Source organism: Collinsella sp. AM40-7AC, from assembly GCF_003468125.1.
Classification (GTDB): Bacteria; Actinomycetota; Coriobacteriia; order Coriobacteriales; family Coriobacteriaceae; genus Collinsella; species Collinsella aerofaciens_O.
Window position 1 is genome coordinate 1 of sequence record NZ_QSGK01000010.1, and the last position, 19222, is coordinate 19222.

Consider the following 19222-nt stretch of genomic DNA (forward strand, 5'->3'; position numbering starts at 1 on the left):
CATGCAGCAGGGGCTCTCAATGTTTTTATGTCCTGCTCATATCGTCTCTGCCGGCAGCTGGGGACACTCCTTGCGGGGCGTCCCCATTTTGTTTTCGTCCCGCATGTTTTGTGAAACACGGCTAACTTTTAGGCAAAGTAGTAAGACATGGGAAACTTTTGCGGTAAAGTAAATCAAGCAAAAGTATCCAAAGGCTAACTAGAAGCCATCGCGAAAGGCGGCCCATGGCCCTGCGTGAATCCGGAGAAGACTATCTCGAATCGATCTACGTTCTATCGGAACGTCAGGGCATCGTGCGCTCGATCGACGTTGCCGAATACTTGGGCGTAACCAAAGCAAGCGTCTCTAAAGCCATGGCGGCCTTGGAGAGCACCGGCTACGTGGAGATGGGCAAACGCGACGTGCATCTGACGGAACGCGGTCTTGAGGTTGCCCGTCAAATGTGGGAGCGCCACTGCTTTTTTGTAGGGCTGCTAGAGGACGCAGGCGTAACGCCCGAGGTCGCGTCGCAAGAGGGCTGCCACATGGAGCACTGCCTGAGCGAGGAGAGCTTCGAGAAGTTGAGGTCGATGTTGGGCCGGGGCGAGGCGACGGATTCAACTTCGGAATCCTAACAGATCCTCAGTAGCGCGGAGTTCGCGCAAGGCGCGAACCAGCGACCGGGACCAGCGGCCTTTTCGGCCAAGTCCATTTCAGCAAAGAAACACCGCCAGCAAGCGATGCCCAAGAACTGCCAGCTACGTCACTGCAGGCCGGGGTCGGGCTTGGTTTTGAAAACAATCCGCAGCGCGAGGCCCGCCTTTCCGTTGCTCCGCAGGAGCAGGAAAGACGGGCCTCATGCGCGAGGACGTTTTCAAAACCAAGCCCGACCCCGGCCGGAGGGACCACGAGTGCTACAGGTTCTTGACACCCATCGCGCGCATGGCGTTCAGGATGGCGATGATCGCCACGCCTACGTCGCCAAAGACGGCAAGCCACATATTGGCGATACCCAGCGCTGCCAGCACAAGGATCAGCAGCTTAATGCCCAGCGCAAAGATTATGTTCTGCCAAACAATCGACATGGTCTTGCGCGCCACGCGGATCGCGCGGGAAATGTTGGACGGCTTGTCGTCCATCAGCACCACGTCGGCGGCCTCGATCGCGGCGTCGGAGCCCATGGCGCCCATGGCAATGCCAACGTCTGCGCGGGTGAGCACGGGTGCGTCGTTGATACCGTCGCCGACAAAGGCGAGCTTTCCCTTGCCGCTTTCGGCCGCGAGCAGCGCTTCAACACGTTCGACCTTGTCGCCCGGCAGGAGCTGCGCGTGGAACTCGTCGAGACCGAGTTGCTTGGCTACAGACGCCGCAACCTCCTCGCGGTCGCCCGTGAGCATGACGGTGCGGTTGATACCGGCGGCGTGCAGGTCGCGGACAGTCTGCCCGGCATCGGCCTTAACGGTGTCTGCAATCACGATGTGACCGGCGTACACGCCGTCAACGAGCACATGCAGAATCGTTCCGGTGACCTCGCAATTGGGCGCTTTTGCTCCGGCCGCGGCGAGCATCTTTGCATTGCCAACGGCGACGTGCTTACCGTCGATGGTTGCCGTCACGCCGTGGCCCGCGTCGTTGGCGGAGTCGCTAACGCGCTTGGGGTCGAGTTCGCCCTGGAAGGCGGCGCGCACCGACTGCGCGATGGGATGGTCGGAGAACGACTCCGCAAGGGCCGCGACTTCGAGCAGCGACTGCTCGGTATAGCCAGCCTCGGGGTGCACCGCGACCACCGAGAACGTGCCGTTGGTGAGGGTGCCCGTCTTGTCAAAGACGACGGTGTCCACATCGGCGAGCGTCTCGAGGTAGTTGGAACCCTTGATGAGAACGCCCAGCTTGGACGCGCCGCCGATGCCGCCAAAGAAACTCAACGGTACGCTGATCACGAGGGCGCACGGGCAGCTGACGACCAGGAAGGTCAGGCCGCGCAGGATCCAATCGGACCAAGCGCCAGTCACCAGGCCGCCGCCAAGCGCGAGCACCGCGGCAGCGCCAGTGACGGCGGGGGTGTAGACGCGGGCAAAGCGCGTGATGAAGTTCTCGGTGCGCGCCTTCTTTTCGCTGGCATTCTCCACGAGCTCCAGAACACGCGCGACGGTTGACTCGCCAAAGGGCTTGGTGGTGCGCACGTGGATGAGGCCCGTCATGTTGATGCAACCGCTGATGATATCGTCGCCGGTCTTGGCCGGGCGGGGGACCGACTCGCCCGTGAGTGCGGCGGTGTCGAGCTGGGTTTCGCCCTCGACGATGACGCCGTCGATAGGCACGCGCTCGCCGGGCTTGACCACGATCACGGTGCCGACGGCGATGTCATCGGGAAAGGCCTGTTCGAGTGTGCCGTCGGCTTGCTCGACGTTAGCGTAGTCGGGCGCGATGTCCATCATGGCACTGATCGACTTGCGGCTCTTGCCCACGGCGTATGCCTGGAACAACTCGCCGACCTGGTAGAACAGCATGACAGCGGCGCCTTCGGCCATGTGCGGGTCGGTGTCGGGGAAGAGCACCATGGCAAACGCGCCGATGGTCGCGACGGCCATGAGGAAGCTCTCGTCGAAGGCCTTGCCGCGGCGGATGTTATTGAATGCCTTTTGCAGTACGTCGTAGCCGGCAATCAAAAACGGCACGAGGAACAGCACAAAGCTGGCGTAGATGTTGCCGGGCTCCCCAAATGCGATAGCGAGGGCGCCGAGCTCGTCGAGGGCATAAACAACGGCAAAAATGCCCAGTGCTACCAGGATGCGGTTGCGCTTGTGCTCAAGGGACTCTTTCTTCTTGCGCTTCTTCTTTTTCTTTTTGGAATCGGCGGCCGCCATGATTCAAACCTCCCATTTGAGTGTATGAACACTTGCTCATATAATTTCGCGAGCAAAGGCCGCGGCAAGCGCGGCCTCGCAGGTCAACGTATGCGCGGGTTAGAGAATGATCTCGCAGTCCGGCTCGGCGTCGGCGGTGAACTCAACGACGCGGTCCAGGACCTCGTCGAACTTGGCATCGTCGGCCTCGAGCGTCAGCTTCTGGGTCATAAAGTTGACCGAAACGGACTTGACGCCCTCGAGCTTGGCAAGTTCGTCCTGAAGCTCGCGCGCGCAGTTGGCGCAATCGATCTCGTCGAGCTTAAACTGCTTTTTCATAGTGGGTTCCTTTCCCTGTTTTTGCGGCTTGGGTGCAGGTCGCGTTGATACCGTGGTTGGTTGCTACTCGCAGATATGGCTCATGCCCTGGTTGAGCATGGTGTAGACGTGATCGTCGGCAAGGGAGTAGAGGATGTTGCGGCCGTCGCGGCGGAACTTGACCAGGTGCGACTGCTTAAGCGTACGCAGCTGGTGCGATACTGCCGACTGCGAGGTTGCGGTCGCCTCGGCGATGTCTGCCACGCAGAGCTCGCGGCCCATGAGGGCATAGAGAATCTTGATGCGCGTGGTGTCGCTGAAGACCTTGAACAGGTCGGCGAGGTCGTAGAGAAGCTCTTCGTCGGGAAGGTCCTCGGGCGAGCAGGTGGTGGGGATTGCGGGCTCGATGCTGGTCTCGACGTCGACCTTTGTTTCATCGACAGGTGCGGTCATTGCAACATCCTTTCATATGAACATGCGCTCATATAAATTACTTCCGATTATATGAGCGCATGTTCATATGTCAATACAATTTACGTTAACTTCGATGACTGCTTGCCGCCCCTGCGATTTTCTGCGGGTTGGGAGACATCGACGCAATGCTCGCCAACATATTTCGAGATGTTCGGCCAGCATGCTAAGAAAGCCACCTTGAGAAGCTTTAGGACTGTTCATATTTGTACTTTATCGTGTTAAATACAGCGAGAATCAGTTCTTCCTCTACGGGAGTTCCTGCAGAATCAGTTTTATCTAAAGTTATATTGAGCATTGCTGCAGCCAATCTGGCACATCGGTGGCCGAATAAGTCGAAAAATGTAGGTGGACATCCGCAGAGATCGCCTTTAGAAGAGCGAATTCTCAATTAGATCAATAATCGTGTCGTCTTCCGTGCGGTTTCCATCGATTTTTGCGAACATGTCGCATTCCCAAGGCCCATTGATTTCCTCAGCAAGGGCCCCGACGTGTTGCATGTCGTCGGGTTCTGGCACATCGTTGATGCTCGGGTCATCAGCTTGCGGATATTGGCTTGCAATTTCGCGCTTGGCGGCCTCTTCTTCTTTGAGTGTCTCCAGGACGCGGCGACCGTATTCGAAGTAGCGCCGCAAGACAAATTGACGAAGAGTTTCTTGCAGGATGGCGAAGTTATCCGGGAGTCGACCGGGCCATATCTTCTCGCGAATGCGAATCGCTTCCATGACCCGCCTAAAAGCGGACTGCTTGAAAAACGAATGACGACTAACTGTGATAACGGCATATCCCATGTTTCGCAGCGTGTTTCGGCGTTCCTCGTCAATTGATTGCTGTTCGGGCTCGTCGTGGTAAAAGCCGTTGTATTCGATATCGGTCATCGAATTTTCGAGCAGCGCGTCGAGGTAGAAAACCGTCCGTCGCGTTAGGGCGGCGTATCTTTTGGGGACTGGGATCGGATAGTCCGTTTTGATAGCGCGTATGGCTAAGCCACCCATTGACTTGGGCATTGTCAGCATCATGACAAACGCCGTTTCGAGTGGGGAGCGACAGCCTTCGCGTACATAAGAAAGTGCCTTAAGTGCTTTATTAGATCCACGATACCCCGATGCCTCTGAAAAGAAGGCTCTGAGCTCTTCAACGCTGGTTAGGGCTGGGCGCTCGCGATATTGAGTTTCGTCGGACGTTCCAAGCGCGTAGGAGCCGCAGATTTCAAAGTAATACTCAACGAGCTCCGAAAGGTTGAGGTCGGCTGCTGCTTCTAACGCGCACAGCTTGATGTCGACGATGTAGACGTTCGGCTCGAGTTCTAGGTAGCTTTCTGCATCAAACGTATAGCGCGTGCAGTGGCAGATGCAGCCCTTGCGGTGCCTTTTGGCATTATTGGAAAACGTCAGCACATGGATGCTTTCAGAATCGACATTCTTTCTGTTGAGCCATGCTCGCGCCGCTTCCAGGTTGGACGTGGTCGGCGCAGACACCTTGATCTTTTCCATAGATATGGGATCGGTCGCGTGGCTTGCGAGCGAGTTGACTGTTTGGTATACAGCGCGTGCCGTGGTATGTGACAGAACGATTCCCATACGCGCATGATGGCATAGCGGACGCCATATACGCTCGAAACTTCGGGCAACGGTATTGGGGCGCGGCTTATCTTCTGCGAACGGTGGGTTTTTGAGCTGTCGTATTGAGGGGGGCAGCTTCGGCTGGGGAGGTTTCTGTCGGCTGCCCCATTTTGGTGAACTTTAGTTGCGGATTCGTAGCTTCTAAGCGTTTTTGCCGACCGCTCAGATGCCTCACCAACATAATTTGAGTTATTCGGCCTTATCCTATACGAATGGTGTGATCGCAACGTCTTATTCGAATTGATTCAGGTAGATTTATAGGGCTTGGTTGCGAAATTGGGGCGACTATAGCGCTCGATTGCGGTTCAAGGGGCCTCGACTAGTGGTTCAGCTGGCCGAACAACTCGAAAAAAGTAGGTGGGCCAATCTGCCGACTATGTGAAGCATGCGTATTTGCTCGTTTTGATTAAAACTAGGGTGCAGCCATAAGACTGCGCCCTAGTTTACTGCGTGCCGGTGCGTCCAGACGGATTGCACTGTGCCTGGCAGGCGCTCCCGCAGATGGATCGGTTATTTCGCAAACAGGTTCTTGAGGTTGAACTCGGCCTGTACCGTGCGGAGCATGAGGTCGGTGTCGTCCAGACCCAGATGCTGCTCGTTGGCGTCGGGCGCGAGGGTGCCGCGACGGCGTGCCCAGTTCTCGAGCGCGGCGGGGGCGGACTCGCGGGGGAGCGAGCGCACGTCGGCGTCCAGGCTGCGGCAGATCTGGCGCGAGTCGATGACGATGATCTTACCCGCGCGGCGTGCCTCGGCGTAACCGTCCAGGTGAATCTTGAACCAGCTGTCCTCAAAGGCGGCGTTATGCGCCATGTACGGGTACTTCTTCATAAGCTTGAGCAGCTGCTTTTGCAGCTCCTTGTTCTCGCGGAAGGGCGTTTTGCCGTCGATGTCGTCCCAGGTAATGTGGTGGATATTCGACAGCGGCACATCTTCGCCGCGGTAGATGTCGGGCAGGCCGCAGTAGTGTGCCTCGGCGTCATGCGGGACGGCGTCGCTGGTGAGCTCCATGATCTCCCAGCCCACGTTGATGATATAGCCGCGCTCGGGTGCACGGCCGGTGGTCTCGATGTCGATACCGAGCACGGTGCCCTGGATGGGCTTGCGGGCGTAGGCCACGCCGAGCGCGTCGCGGTCGCCGCGGATTTCGCGCATAACGGACGCGGCGGTGCGCTTTTGCATCTTGCCGATGGCGGCGCAGGTGTCGGCATCGGACAGGCCGCGCGAGAGCGTCGCGGGCGTCACGTTGCGCAGACGCGCCTCGCCAATCTGGTCGCACAGGTCGCGGTTGCGGTCGGCCAGGTCGCGCACGGTGGCAAAGTCGAAGCCGGGGTCGCCCTCGGCGGTAAAGTACTCGGTCTCGAGCACCTTGAGGGCCTCCTCGCCCTTCTGGCGCTCGGACTCCATGGCGCCGTGGTCGCCGTAGATAAACATGGGGATAAACGGCTGGCGCTCGTATTCGAGTGCTTGCGATACGTTCATATGCTACTCCTTGGACGGGCCGCGTTGTGCGGCTCGAGGTTACTGAGTTATGGCGAGATGATAGTTTACCATAGGCAACTATTGGCACCGCGCCCGGGACAACTACAATACCCTAGTTGACCGCTAGGACTTTTACAATGCTGCCGAAAGACACGAAAGGTTCCATCCGTCATGGATTTACTGATTGATATTCTGCTCGACGCCGGCAAGGACACGCTGTCGCTGGTGCCGTTTTTGTTGGTGACGTATCTTGCTCTCGAGACACTTGAGCACGTTGCGGGCGACCGCGTCAACGGCGCTATCAAGCGCGCCGGCGCTGCGGGTCCCGTGGTTGGCTCGCTGCTGGGCATGGTGCCGCAGTGCGGATTTTCGGCCATGGCAGCAACGCTGTACGCCGGCCGTGTCGTGACCTTGGGCACGTTGGTGGCGGTGTTCCTTTCGACCTCCGATGAGATGCTGCCGCTGTTGCTTGCCGAGCAGGTTCCCGTGCAGACTATGGCGATGCTTTTGGCTTCGAAAGCGCTGATCGCACTGGTCACGGGTTTTATCGTGGACGCTGCCATTCGCGGCCTGCGCCGTAACGCCCGCGCGCACGCGGCGATTCGCCGTACCGTGCTGGGAACCGCGGCCAACCCGGCCCACGTGAACTGCGCGCACGACGACCACAGCGGCGGTGACATCATCGACGAGGTGGCCGAGGCAGGCGTGAGCGCCGACCACATCCACGAGCTGTGCGAGCGCGACCATTGCGGTTGTGATGAAGACGAGGACGAGCACGAACACGGACATGGCCACGATCACGGTCATGAGGGCGAACATGAACACCATGACGGTCACGGTCACTCTCACTCCCACGAAGGGACGCCTGTCCTGTCGATCATCCGCAGTGCGATCTCGCACACCGTGCAGGTCTCGGTATTCATTTTTCTGGTGACGCTGATTCTGGTCGCCGTGCTCGAGACGTTCGGCGAGTCCGCGATCGAGCAGTTCCTGCGCGGCAACGAGACACTCGCTGTCCTGGGTTCGGCGCTTGTCGGGCTGATTCCCAATTGCTCGGCGAGCGTGGTCATTACACAGCTGTATCTGGAAGGCGCGCTGCAACTGGCGCCGATGCTCGCCGGCACGCTCATTTCCGCCGGCGTGGGTTATCTGGTGCTGTTCCGCACCAACCGCAGCGCCCGCGAAAATGCCGTGTTCCTGATCATGATGTACGTCATCGGCGCTGGCTGGGGCCTCATCCTCTCCGCCGTTGGCCTCTAAGTAGGCCTAAAAAATGGGCTTCAAATAGCCATGCTCAGCGCCTGCGCAATGCGGCGACGCATGGCATTTTGAAGCCCGTTTTTTGTTGAGCAATGGATTCCGAGCGCTCACACCGCTCAAAACAAAAAGGTAGATTTTAGGCATGTCTCAAAAATCTACCTTGGTTAGTGCAGCAACTCGGTGAGGTTGCGTTTAAAGCGGGCGCGGTCTTCGCTGGTAAATGCTGCCGGACCGCGAGTGCGTCCGCCGGCGCGGCGTACCTTCTTTTCCTCGTGGCGAATAAACAGCTGCATGTCGATGGTTGCTTTGTCGTAGACGCGCCCGCGCACACCGATAGCGGCGGCATCGCGCCCGAGCACCATGCTCGCCAAGCCAATGTCCTGCGTCACGACCACGTCGCCCGCCTGCAGGCGTTCGACAATGGCAAAGTCGGCGCTGTCGGCGCCCACGCTCACGTCGAGCGTCGTGACCCAAAAGCCGCGTCGCGCGTGCTCGGCATCGCGCGGGTCGTCGCGGCGAATGTGCCGTTCCAGGTTTTGCGTGCTGTTGCCGGCGATAACAACGGCGACGCCCGCCCGCCGCGCGCAGTCAATCGACTCGCGCGTGACCGGGCAGGCGTCTGCATCAATAAAGAGCGTTCGTGGCATCTAGCGCACCAGTTTGCCAAACTGAATGGCGCGAACAATGAGCGTCACGCCAAACACCAGCAGCGCGGCACCGCTAAAGATGACGAGCATCTTGGCCGACCACAGCGGATAGATAAACACGAACATGCCCGCGATGATGGAGAGCGCGCCGCTCAGGATGGCGAGGGCGCGGTTGGCGGAAAGCTCGGATTCCAGAATCGACATGACGCCCTCGACGATCCAGCCAAAGCCGGCGACGACCACCACGAGCGTGGTGAGCGTCGCGGTCGAGAAGGCCTGGTTGCGCAGGATTATGACGCCGCCCAGAATGATGAGCAGGTTGGAGATGATGCTCGTAACGCGCCAGCCGGTGGGCAGCAGCGGCTCGAAAACAGCGGTAAACAGCCTGATCGCGGCCGTGATCACAAAGTAGATGCCCAAGACGGTCGTCAGGAAGACGAGGGATTTGGCGGGCGCAAACAGCAGTGCGATGCCGGCGACGAGCGCCAAGACGCCCGTGATGGCGTAAATCCAGCGCACGGCCTTGACGGCCTTGCCTGCCATGCTTTTCTCGTCAAATCCAAACGCGCTCGATTGCTTGTCATCGTTCTTAAAGATGCCCATGATGTCTCCTTTCCGTGCGGCGTAAGCCGTAGCTCTTGCAACCAGTATCGCCCAAGGGCGCCGTCGCGTGGGGCGGGAAGGGCGAATGGGAGCCTCATCTTCCCGAATTGTTACCTTTGTTCCCGTTTGGATGCGGAATATTCAACAGGTGTGGAACATTGCGCCGCTGTGTGTAATTGCCTACGTTTTAGGTTAGATTTTCTTAAGAACAATTGGCTTTTATTGGGGGTCTTATGAACGAAGCTGTTCCCGCGGCGCCGGTAAGCGCCGAGTCGATGGCAAAGCAGGGTTGCGAAAAGCTTGGCCTGGACACGTTTGACGCGCTGGTCCGCCGCGCCCGTACGTGCCGCCGTTTTGACGAGTCCATGCGCGTGCCGCGCGAGTTTTTGCTCGAGCTGGCGGAACTGGCGCACCTGGCTCCCTGCGGCGCCAATGCTCAGCGTCTGCGTTTTCATGTGGTGAGCGGTGCCGAGGATTGCGCGCGTGTATTTGATGAGCTTGCATGGGCCGGCGCGCTTAAGGATTGGTCGGGTCCTGCCGAGGGCGAGCGTCCGACCGGCTACATCGCGATTCTTGCCGAGCGCGCTGTTCCGGGTAAGCCCGCCGCGCCCATCACCGAGGTCGACACGGGCATTGCCGCGCAGACGATGATGCTCGCCGCTCGCAGCGCCACGCCCGAGGTGGCAGCCTGCATGTTCAAGGCCTTTACGCCCCACGCGATCGATGCTATGGGGCTCGATAACGACAAGTATGAGCTCAAGCTGATCATGGCTTTTGGCGTGCCGGCCGAGACGCAGATGATCGATGCGATCGATTCCAACCCCGACGGCTCAATTAATTACTGGCGTGACGATGCGCAGGTGCACCACGTACCCAAGCGCCCGCTCGCCGACGTGCTGGTGTAGCTGAGCGTCACCGCGGCGTGATCAGACGGTAAACCACCACAAAGGTGCCTGTCCCCTTTGTGGTGGTACGAGGGGAGAGCGTGTGGCAGATCTGTATTTGGTGCGGCATGGGCAGACTGAGCTCAATGTGCAGAGCATTTTGCAGGGCTGGCACGATTCGCCGCTTACGGCGCGCGGGCGCGAGCAGGCGCTGACGGCGCGTACGGCGTTTGCGGCGCGTGGCGTGGCCTTTGATCATGTGTATTCCTCGCCGTTGGGCCGGGCGCGGCATACGGCCGAGCTTATCGTTGGCGAGGGCCGTTCCATTGAGCTGGTCGATGACCTGCGTGAGTGGCATTTTGGCTCGCTGGAGGGCACATCAAATCGCGAGATGCCTCCGCAGCCCTGGGGCGATTATCCGGTGGCCTTTGGCGGCGAGTCGGAAGTGCAGCTTCAGTCGCGCATGGTCGCGGCGCTGTCCCGTATTATGGCCCGGCCGCAGCACAACTGCGTGCTGGCGGTTTCCCACGGCTCAGCCTGCCAGGAGTTTCTTGAGTATGTGACTGGCGGGGGAGAGCTACCCGACAACGGTGCCGTGCTTCATTTTGGCTATTGCGACGGGGCGTTTTCGCTCTTGGGTTGGTAACGAACGAAAGGACCCCTATGAATAAAGATCTGTATCTGGTCCGTCATGGACAGACGATATTCAACCTTAAGCGTATCATTCAGGGGTGGAGTGACTCGCCGCTTACGCAGTTGGGTTGCGACCAGGCGGCGCGCGCCGGCATGTTTTTACGTGCGCGCGGCATTGAGCCCGATCATGCCTACACCTCCACGCTTCATCGCACCGAGCAGACTATCGCCAACTTGTGGCCGGGCTTGGCGTACGAGCGCCTGGACGGCCTGCGTGAGTGGTTCTTTGGCGACTTTGAGGCCGAGCGCGTGATGCTTATGCCCGAGCGCCCGTGGCGCGATTTCTATCGTCAATTTGGCGGCGAGGGCCAGATCCAGGTGCGCGAGCGCATGGTGACGACGCTGACCGAACTCATGCAGCGTCCGGACCATACGTGTGTGCTCGCGGTAAGCCATGGCTCGGCTATCAAGGAGTTTATGGATCACGTGAAGGGTGCGGCGGCCGACGAGCGCGATCGCGTGCCGGGCAACTGCTCGGTGCTGCACTTTGCGTTTGGCGACGAATCCGACACGTTTGAGTTGGTCGAAGTCTTTACGCAGGAGGATTACGCGCGCGAGCTGGGGCTTGAACCGCTTGTAGCGGCAGTAGGCCCGCAGCGCGGGTAGCGCTGACGTTGCGGCGCGGTTTGCCGGCGAAATTGTTTGATGCGAAAGGGGCGGGGATGCATGCGGGGGCTTTCCCTCCCCGCCCCTTGTTTGTTTGGATGCTGGGTTTTCCAGCTTAGCGTTTGAGTTCGCTAGAACCGTGAGACCTGGTGAGTGAGCAGACCCGTCGGAACCTGCGGCGCGCTGCCGCTGACCTGCGCGGCGGGGAACAGCACGGCTACAGCAAAGTTGAACGGCTCTTTGCCAGAGTAGGCGCCGGCAGCGCGGGCCTCGTCGGCCAGAATCTGCGATGCCCCAGCCAGTGCGGCGACATAGGCGGAGTCACCGGCGAACACCGGGTCGGGCGCCTGATCGAGCATGGCACGGATGGCGGCAACGGCGTCCTCGCGCTTGACCTCCCACACGCGATGTGTGACGCCCGCGGGATCGGTGACGGCGTAGAGCGATGCGCCCTCTTTGGCAGCGCTCAAAATGATATCCATGACGGGCGACGCCTCGTAGGCGAGCGACACGGGGCGCGGCTGCACCTTGAGCTCGGCGATCGCGCGCGCGGTGGCGAGTGCGTCGATGCTCTCGGCGGCAGTCTCGTCGCCGCCCGTCAGCACGTTAACCGGGCAAATCGCCACGACGCCCGTCGCACGTCCCGGCTCGCCCGAGCATTCGTACACGTAATACGCCGCACCCGGGTCCTTGAGCATCAGACCATCGGCAATGGCTCCGCGCAGAGCATCGTTGCCGCTCAGGATGCTGCCCATTGCAGGTAGTGCCTCGAGCACGCGGTCCTGAGCCGGGCGGATGCAGGGAAACGGAAGTGCTTTCATGGGGAGGTCCTAACGCACGAGTCGGTTTGTTCGCGGCTTATTATGCCCCAACTTGGCCGCTCGCGTCCCAGAGCACGTTATCGGCGAGCGCGATTAGCACCTGCTGACAACGAACGATGTCGGCGTGGGGCACATATTCGTTGGGCTTGTGGGCGAGCGCGAGCGAGCCTGGGCCATAGCTCATGCAGTTACGGTTACCCGTCTTGCCGGCAATGACGGCAGTGTCGGTGTAGCCGGTAAAGAAGCCGACGGTCGTGTCCGTGCCCGTTACATCGTCTGCTGCGCACTTGAGTGCAGCTAGAAGGGGAGAGACCGGATCGCGCTCGATGGCGGGGCGGTCGCCCGTCACGGTGTAGCTGCCATGGCAACCGGGAACGGTGGCTTCGGCGACGGCGATGGCATGCTCGACCATATTGATTGCGGCGGCCGTATCGGTCGGCGGGGTCAGGCGCATGTCGACCCAGACTTTGGCGCGGTCGGGCACGACATAGGGGCGATATCCGCCCTCGATTTGGCCAAACGTGATGGTCGAAGGCCCCAGCTCATCGTGCGCGGGCAGCGCCGCAAACGCGCGACGAAGCGAACGCACGACCTCGGCTATGGCGGCGACGGCGACGGCGCCCTTCCAAGGCTGGCTTGCATGAGCCGTGACGCCGGCCATCTCGATCTCGAACCACGTACGCCCCTTGTGCGCCACCTGGATCTGTCCGTCGGTGGGTTCGGTGTCCAGCACCCATTCGCGCGAGCCGACCCAGCCAGCATCGATCGCGGCCTCTGAGCCGCGCATGAAGTCTTCCTCGTCGACCGAGCAGATGAGCGAAAAGCCGCGGCGTGGCAGCGCGCCATCCGCCGCCACGCGCTCGAGCGTATGGACCAGTGCGGCAATGGCGCAGGCCAGGCCACCCTTCATATCGCAGGCACCGCGGCCATAGAGTTTATCGTCGCGCACAACCGCCCCAAGCGGTGCGATGTCTGCGTCCCAGCCATCGCCCAAGGTGACGGTATCCATGTGGCAGATATAGATCAGCCGCGGCTCGTCGCTTTGGCCCGGCACGGTGACTTTAAGGTTGCGGCGCCCGGGCAGCACCTCGAGTTCCTCAACCTGCACGGCATGAAGCACCGGATGACTCAACCGCTCCAGCTGAGCCTCAACCAGCGCTTTGATATACCGCTCAATTTCATCCTCATACGCGCCCGGGTCTGAGCTGTTGATCCGCACAAGCTCCTGCGCAAGCCGCCAGGCAAAGTCCTCATCAACCATATGCAACCTCACAATCAGTTTGCTTTCCAAACCGATTGTAAGCCTCCTGAGAGATCCGCGACGTGGGCGTGGCAGTATTTACCGTTCGCAGGCCGAGCCAGCGCGTTTGCCGTCCGAGCGGGTTCACAAGCGACGCAGCGGGTACGTACCCTTCATGGACGACATGCTGTGCGACATATCTGCCTTTCGGTATCACCGGATACCTCCACAGGTCTTGGCAATAATGCCGGACCTGCCCGATTCTGCGGACGATCCGCGCAGGGAGCACCTATGTGAGCATCCGCTCGTCACGCATTTCCTGGGCACCCCGTTACACGTGTTGGCGCAGGGCAGCTGCGGACGTAAGGGCGATCGCATTGTCAGGCATGTTTGGAACGGGGAGAGGCCGTTTGATTCTGTGCGGCAGACGGAGTTTGGCCTCGATGTTGCGTCCCCACTCTTTACCCTGCTGACTCTGGCTTCCTCGGTCTCAAACGAGCGTCTAATCATGTGCATGTATGAGATGTGCGGCACCTTTGCCGTGTGCAAGATTGCGCCTCAGGTAAAGTCGGCACTTGAGCAGGCATATGGGAGCCGATGGAGTGACGCACGGTCGGGCTGGGAAAACGTAAAGGATGTCTCGGGGAATCCAACGGACTTGTGGAAACGACCTCCCTTGATCGAGCTCTCTGAGCTTACAGAGTTCGTCGATAAGGTCCGGGGGCTCCGCGGCGCTAAAACGTTCATACGAGCCGCGAAATGCATTACGGGGGTGGCAGCATCGCCGCTCGAGGTCCAGGCTTCGATGCTGTTTGGCCTTACGAGGTTGCGCGGCGGCGAAGGGCTGAGCCTTACCAATAACGTTGAGATTCGTATGACGCGCAGCGCCCGCCTGATTTCGGGGCTTGATAGGCGCTATGCCGATATCCTGCTGGCAAATAAGGACGGCAGTCGAGAGTGTCTGGTTGAATGCCAAGGTAAAGCCATTCACGGATCCATTGAATCCAAGATCTCGGACTCCGATCGAACGACGGCCTTGCAAGCCATGGGATATCCCGTCGTTCTGATGACCTATGGTCAGCTGGCCGACTTCGATGCCTTCCGCGTGGTGATGGAGCTCATCATGTCCTATCTCGATGTGCCGCTGAAAGACAAGACGCCGCGACAGCAGGAGCTCGAACGGCGGCTTCGTGAGGAGATTTTTATCGATTGGGCGGGAATGTAGCCGCGCGGGCGGAAAATGGTCGCGCGGACTAGAGTTTTGGTCGCATAATACTTATATTTTGCCTTGGACGGGCCTTAAAAATGCTACCTAGAATAAGTTGTTTCGGAAAATGGACAGTCAACTTACATTCGGCACATAGAGACCGATTTTTACCTACTAAAGTCCCTGATAAAGCTGTTTATCAAAGCGGGTGTGCTTAGCGACTGGAGCCTCACTATCGATTATCTGAAAAAACTTGTTCTGGGTATCATTTTAAAGTCGTCCGGAGCAACAAAATCGCCCCCCCGTTTCGTGAAAACGGGGGGGGGCGAATGGGCGTCGTGGTCTGTCTGGCAGGCTTGGCACCGGCGCTATTTAATCACGCGCACGCGATACATCGACGGAATCTGCTTGAGCGCCTCGATCGTGCTGCCGTCCAGGTGCTCATCGGTGTCGAACATGGTGTAGGCGTTCTCGCCAGCGGACTCGTTGATCATGCGCTGCACGTTGGCGTTGTCCTTGGCGAGAATGGCCGTGATCTGGCCGATCATGTTGGGCACGTTGGCATGCAGGCAAGCAATGCGGCTTGCGGCGCGCGCCTTGCCCATGCTGCAGGCGGGGTAGTTGACGCTGTGCGCGATGTTGCCGTTTTCCAGGTAATCTTTGAGCTCGCTGATGGCCATGTCGGCGCAGTTGGCCTCGGCCTCGCCGGTGCCGGCGCCCGAATGCGTGGTGATAAACGTGTTGGGCATCTTGACGGTCTTGGGCGTGGCAAAGTCGCAGCTAAACCAGCTGAGCTTGCCCTCGCGCAGGGCAGCGTCGACGGCGTCCTCGTCAATGATGGTTTCGCGCGCGTAGTTGATGAGGACGGCGTCGGGCGCCAGCAGGTCGATCTGCTCGGTGCTGATCATGCCGATGGTATCGGCCTTGCTGGGCACGTGCACGGTGAGGTAGTCGCAGCCGCGGCACAGATCCTCGAGCGTGCCCACGCGCTGCACCTCGCGGCTCAGCACCCACGCGTGCTCGACGGAAATGAACGGGTCGTAGCCGTAGACGTCCATGCCCAGATCGACACAGGCGTTGGCGACCTTGGAGCCCACGTTGCCCAGGCCGATGACGCCAATGCGCTTGCCCTTGAGCTCGCGACCCACAAAGGCCTTCTTGGCCTTCTCGGCGTCGACTTGGATCTCGGGGTCGTCGGCGTTGTTGCGCACCCAGTTCATCGACTGCACGACGCCGCGGCTCGAAAGCACCAGCATGCCCAGGACGAGCTCCTTGACGGCGTTGCTGTTGGCACCGGGGGAGTTAAAGACGACGACGCCCTTCTTGGCGTACTCCTCGACGGGGATGTTGTTGACGCCGGCACCGCAGCGGGCGATGGCGCGGATGCCCTCGGGCAGCTCGTAGCCGTGCAGGTCGGTGGAGCGCATCAGGATGGCGTCGGCCTCCTCGGCGGTGCCCACAAACTCGTAGCCCTCGCCAAACTCGACTTTGCCGTCTTTGGTGATGTCGTCGATGGTCTTAATCTTACGCATGGAAAAACTCCTTAGCAGGTTTTGATCTAAACAGGGTGGTTTGAGATGGCTGGTCGGCCCGCGTGCTGCGGGCTAGTTAGATCGCGGGCTCAAACTATGCTGCGCTTCGAAGTCTTTCATGTACGAGGCCAGTGCCCGCACGTCTTCCATGGTTACGGCGTTGTAGACGCTGGCGCGCATGCCGCCCACCAGGCGATGGCCCTTGACGTTTTGAATCTGGTGCTCGGCCGCGCCTGCGACAAAGGCGGCGTCGAGGTCGGCATCGCCGGTACGGAACGTGACGTTGGCGATGGAGCGACTGTCTGTCTGTGCGGTGCCGTGGAACAGCACGCTGTGCTCGAGCAGGTTATAGAGCAGGTTGGCCTTGGCCCAGTTGCGTTCGGCCATGGCGGCAAGTCCACCGGTCTGCTCAACCCAACGGAACACCTTGCCGCACACGTAGATACCAAAGGTGTTGGGCGTGTTGAGCATGGAGCCCTTGGCGGCCTGGGTCTTAAGGTCCATGTACTGCGGCGTCTGCGCAAAGGCTGGACCGTCGGTGATCAGGTCGTCGCGCACGATAACCACGGTGACGCCCGCGGCGCCGGCGTTTTTCTGAGCGCCGGCGTAGATGAGTCCGTAGCGCTCGACGTCGAGCGGCTGCGACAAAAAGCAGCTCGAGACATCGGCGACCAGCGGTACGTCGCCGAAGTTAGGCAGCTCGTGGTACATGGTGCCAAAGATGGTGTTGTTCTGGCAGATGTAGACGTAGTCGAGCCCGCCGCCCGCGGCCTCGGCGGCAATGCGCGCGTTGATGTCGGCCATGGCGGGAATGCGGTCGAAATTGGCGTCCTCGGAGCTCGCGAGCAGCACGGCCTCGCCGTACTTGGCGGCTTCCTTGTACGCCTTGTTGGCGAAGTTGCCGGTCACGACGTAGCCGGCGCGGCCGCGGCGCATGAGGTTCATCGGGATGCCCGCAAACTGCAGCGTGGCGCCGCCCTGCAAAAACAGAACACGGTAGTTATCGGGGATGCTCAGCAGGCGGCGCAGGGTTGCCTCGGCGTCGTCGATGATCTGCTGGTACATGCTAGATCGATGGCTCATCTCGAGCACGGACATGCCGCAACTGCGGTAGTCCATCATCTCGTCGGCGATCTCGGCGAGCACGCTTGTAGGCAGTGCGGCCGGGCCAGCTGAGAAGTTGTGCACACGTGCCATCTTCTAGTTCCCCTCGTAGTCGTTTGAACGTTCGGGATACTTTAGCACAGTGCAGCGCCGGGTGCGACCGCATCACGGTAAAACTCGAGTGCGCCGCTATGATTTACAGGATGGTTACATGGGGGAGGGTTGCCTCGAGGCTCACATACGATCCGCCTCGGCCTTCATTCTATGTTGAGTGTAGCGGAGGGCGGGGACAGATTCACAAGCGCGGTTGTCTGGCAAGTGTGATTTGGGGCAACCTCGTCAAAGCTTCTGAGCTGCGAAAATAACCGTTAACCGGATTTAATATTGTTGCTCAACATTTGACACTCTGGGCGTGGTAACTTTTTTACCAACAGGTATGATTATTGTCATGTGCGCCGCGCCTGCCTGCCGGGCCGCGGCGCATTCGTGACAGCCTCTGACACCCTTGGAGCGTGCACTGTGGATGTAACCGCAAAAAGCGTTCGGGGGGGGGGTGCTCACCCGCGAGCAATTCCTCCCGCATGAGATGCGCATCGTCGCTGGCCTGCGTACGCAGGGCGTAAGCGACGAGCAGGTCATTGTACGCGTAAAGAGCGAAAACCTCTTTCAATATCCCACGGAGCGCATGGTCGCCAACCGCGCAACCGTGTGCCTTCGCCGCCTCGACGCCATGGTGCCCACGGACGCCGCATGCGCCGCGCGCGGCATCGACCCCAAAACCGCCGTCGAGGCTGCGTTATCCCTAACCGGCCTCATGGCATCCGGTACTCCCACGCAGGCGGACCAGGCCATCTTTTACAGCATGATCTGCCGCTACGATATCGTGCGCGAGTTCGTGCTCGTCGAGGTGGGGGAGCGCCTGCAAAACTTCGACTATGCCTTCACGGCGGCTGACCTCAACGCCTTTATGACGCGCTTTACCACGGAGTATCCGGACGCGGCCCGCTGGACCGAGGCCACGGTCAAGCGCATTAAGGGCTCGATTCGCCAGACGCTCCGCCATGCCGGCCTTATCGGCGAGGGTATGGGCCCGGAGTCTGAGCGCCTGTCACCACTCTTCCTCGATTCCGATGTCGAGCGAGCCTTGGTTCAGCTGGGTGAGCAGCCGCTTATCGCGGCCCTTACCGGTAGGGAGGTGATGTAGCGTGGTTCCCGCCAACAGCGCCGTCGACCCCGCAATCACCCCGGCGACGGACATCACCACCAATATCGGCATCCATTCCCGCCAGAGCGTCGTGGCGGCGCATGCCCGCTCCGAGCGCGCCCGCCAAGAATTTGAGCGCCGCGCGCAGCTCCTGCGTGAGTGCCTGTGCAGCGAGGACTTTTTGGCCAACAAGGGCATAGGTAACGAGATCGGCTTCCATACCTTCTGCTACGACCCTGCGCTGGAGTTTGAGGCGCGCGCGTTGTTTGACACCCTTTCACGCGATGCCGAGGCCGGCAAGCTCCCGTGCACGCTCAAGGTCGTAAACCTCTACGACGCCGTGCTGGCGATCCTTAAAGATCTTGATGTCCTTGAGCCTATGCAAGAGCAAGAAGGTGATTTTGGATCAGAAGCTGTGTTCGATGATGTGGTGGATTATTGCCAGCCGGATGCTGTCTCCGACCTGATTTTGGATTTGACTCAACCTCACGAGCCGGGCGATGTGATTTTGCTTGTAGGGGTTGGCGAAGTCTATCCCTTTTTGCGAGTTCACAACCTGTTTGATTCTATGCAGTCTGACTTCCATGATGTGCCGGTTATCGCGGCTTATCCCGGTAGCTTTAATGGCTCGTCTGTCACCTTGTTTAACAGGCTTGCAGCAGAGAACTATTACCGCGCGATCGATATCTCATAAGTCGACCTCGAC

Annotated in this window: 19 protein-coding genes; 8 read left to right on the top strand and 11 right to left on the bottom strand. The window is 59.9% G+C overall.

From position 1 onward, the window contains the following. Window positions 1-224: 224 nt before the first annotated feature. On the top strand, window positions 225-614 hold the full coding sequence (locus DW892_RS08365) for a metal-dependent transcriptional regulator (protein ID WP_117766887.1): 390 nt from the start codon (window positions 225-227) through the stop codon (window positions 612-614). 279 nt (window positions 615-893) lie between these two features. On the opposite strand, the gene DW892_RS08370 is transcribed toward DW892_RS08365, so the two are convergent. The 5 genes from DW892_RS08370 to DW892_RS08390 form a co-directional block, all read right to left on the bottom strand. After that, a complete protein-coding gene (locus DW892_RS08370; RefSeq protein ID WP_187365013.1) occupies window positions 894-2846 on the bottom strand; it encodes a heavy metal translocating P-type ATPase in 1953 nt (650 codons plus the stop codon). Between the two features lie 99 nt (window positions 2847-2945). Then, the gene (locus DW892_RS08375; protein WP_089572082.1) at window positions 2946-3164 is read right to left on the bottom strand and encodes a cation transporter; all 219 of its coding nucleotides are present in this window, start codon (window positions 3162-3164) and stop codon (window positions 2946-2948) included. 63 nt (window positions 3165-3227) lie between these two features. Next, a complete protein-coding gene (locus DW892_RS08380) occupies window positions 3228-3596 on the bottom strand; it encodes a helix-turn-helix transcriptional regulator (RefSeq protein WP_117766889.1) in 369 nt (122 codons plus the stop codon). 389 nt (window positions 3597-3985) lie between these two features. Beyond that, on the bottom strand, window positions 3986-5107 hold the full coding sequence (locus DW892_RS08385; RefSeq protein ID WP_118377124.1) for a hypothetical protein: 1122 nt from the start codon (window positions 5105-5107) through the stop codon (window positions 3986-3988). Between the two features lie 639 nt (window positions 5108-5746). Then, window positions 5747-6715: a 3'-5' exonuclease gene (locus DW892_RS08390; RefSeq protein ID WP_117766893.1), complete on the bottom strand. Its 969-nt coding sequence runs from the start codon at window positions 6713-6715 to the stop codon at window positions 5747-5749. 171 nt (window positions 6716-6886) lie between these two features. Here DW892_RS08390 and DW892_RS08395 point away from each other — a divergent pair, with 171 nt between their 5' ends. Further along, window positions 6887-7975, top strand: a complete 1089-nt coding sequence (locus DW892_RS08395) for a putative manganese transporter (protein ID WP_055252059.1) — start codon at window positions 6887-6889, stop codon at window positions 7973-7975. 164 nt (window positions 7976-8139) lie between these two features. Here DW892_RS08395 and DW892_RS08400 read toward each other — a convergent pair whose 3' ends face one another. Next, window positions 8140-8622, bottom strand: coding sequence for a DUF188 domain-containing protein (locus DW892_RS08400; RefSeq protein ID WP_055252057.1), 483 nt, complete (start codon window positions 8620-8622; stop codon window positions 8140-8142). Next, on the bottom strand, window positions 8623-9225 hold the full coding sequence (locus DW892_RS08405) for an HdeD family acid-resistance protein (protein WP_117583774.1): 603 nt from the start codon (window positions 9223-9225) through the stop codon (window positions 8623-8625). It abuts the gene before it with no gap. 233 nt (window positions 9226-9458) lie between these two features. Here DW892_RS08405 and DW892_RS08410 point away from each other — a divergent pair, with 233 nt between their 5' ends. The 3 genes from DW892_RS08410 to DW892_RS08420 all read left to right on the top strand — a co-directional run bounded on the left by DW892_RS08410 (window position 9459) and on the right by DW892_RS08420 (window position 11408). Next, entirely contained in the window at window positions 9459-10130 is a 672-nt protein-coding gene (locus DW892_RS08410; RefSeq protein ID WP_117563980.1) for a nitroreductase family protein, read from the top strand. An 82-nt stretch (window positions 10131-10212) separates the two neighbouring features. Then, window positions 10213-10755 carry a histidine phosphatase family protein gene (locus DW892_RS08415; RefSeq protein ID WP_117583773.1) on the top strand — a complete coding sequence of 181 codons (543 nt, stop codon included), beginning with the start codon at window positions 10213-10215 and terminating at the stop codon, window positions 10753-10755. A gap of 17 nt (window positions 10756-10772) precedes the next feature. Further along, window positions 10773-11408 (top strand): histidine phosphatase family protein, encoded by a 636-nt coding sequence (locus tag DW892_RS08420; RefSeq protein ID WP_117766895.1) that lies wholly within the window; start codon window positions 10773-10775, stop codon window positions 11406-11408. A gap of 131 nt (window positions 11409-11539) precedes the next feature. Here the strand turns inward: DW892_RS08420 and DW892_RS08425 are convergent, their stop codons facing one another. Both DW892_RS08425 and DW892_RS08430 read right to left on the bottom strand, forming a co-directional pair. Beyond that, complete coding sequence (locus tag DW892_RS08425; RefSeq protein ID WP_117766897.1) at window positions 11540-12229, bottom strand: DUF1015 family protein; 690 nt, start codon at window positions 12227-12229, stop codon at window positions 11540-11542. Between the two features lie 40 nt (window positions 12230-12269). Beyond that, a complete protein-coding gene (locus DW892_RS08430) occupies window positions 12270-13490 on the bottom strand; it encodes a M20 family metallopeptidase (RefSeq protein WP_117766899.1) in 1221 nt (406 codons plus the stop codon). 397 nt (window positions 13491-13887) lie between these two features. Between DW892_RS08430 and DW892_RS08435 the strand changes: the two genes are divergently transcribed. Continuing rightward, window positions 13888-14694, top strand: a complete 807-nt coding sequence (locus tag DW892_RS08435; RefSeq protein WP_147349863.1) for a hypothetical protein — start codon at window positions 13888-13890, stop codon at window positions 14692-14694. Window positions 14695-15044: 350 nt separating this feature from the next. Here DW892_RS08435 and DW892_RS08440 read toward each other — a convergent pair whose 3' ends face one another. Both DW892_RS08440 and serC read right to left on the bottom strand, forming a co-directional pair. Further along, a complete protein-coding gene (locus tag DW892_RS08440; protein WP_117766901.1) occupies window positions 15045-16208 on the bottom strand; it encodes a phosphoglycerate dehydrogenase in 1164 nt (387 codons plus the stop codon). Window positions 16209-16280: 72 nt separating this feature from the next. Beyond that, window positions 16281-17405 carry a 3-phosphoserine/phosphohydroxythreonine transaminase gene (serC, locus tag DW892_RS08445; protein ID WP_117766903.1) on the bottom strand — a complete coding sequence of 375 codons (1125 nt, stop codon included), beginning with the start codon at window positions 17403-17405 and terminating at the stop codon, window positions 16281-16283. A gap of 460 nt (window positions 17406-17865) precedes the next feature. Here serC and DW892_RS08450 point away from each other — a divergent pair, with 460 nt between their 5' ends. Beyond that, entirely contained in the window at window positions 17866-18516 is a 651-nt protein-coding gene (locus DW892_RS08450; RefSeq protein ID WP_117637787.1) for a DUF1819 family protein, read from the top strand. A 1-nt stretch (window position 18517) separates the two neighbouring features. Beyond that, window positions 18518-19210, top strand: a complete 693-nt coding sequence (locus DW892_RS08455) for a DUF1788 domain-containing protein (RefSeq protein WP_117766905.1) — start codon at window positions 18518-18520, stop codon at window positions 19208-19210. Window positions 19211-19222: the final 12 nt, after the last annotated feature.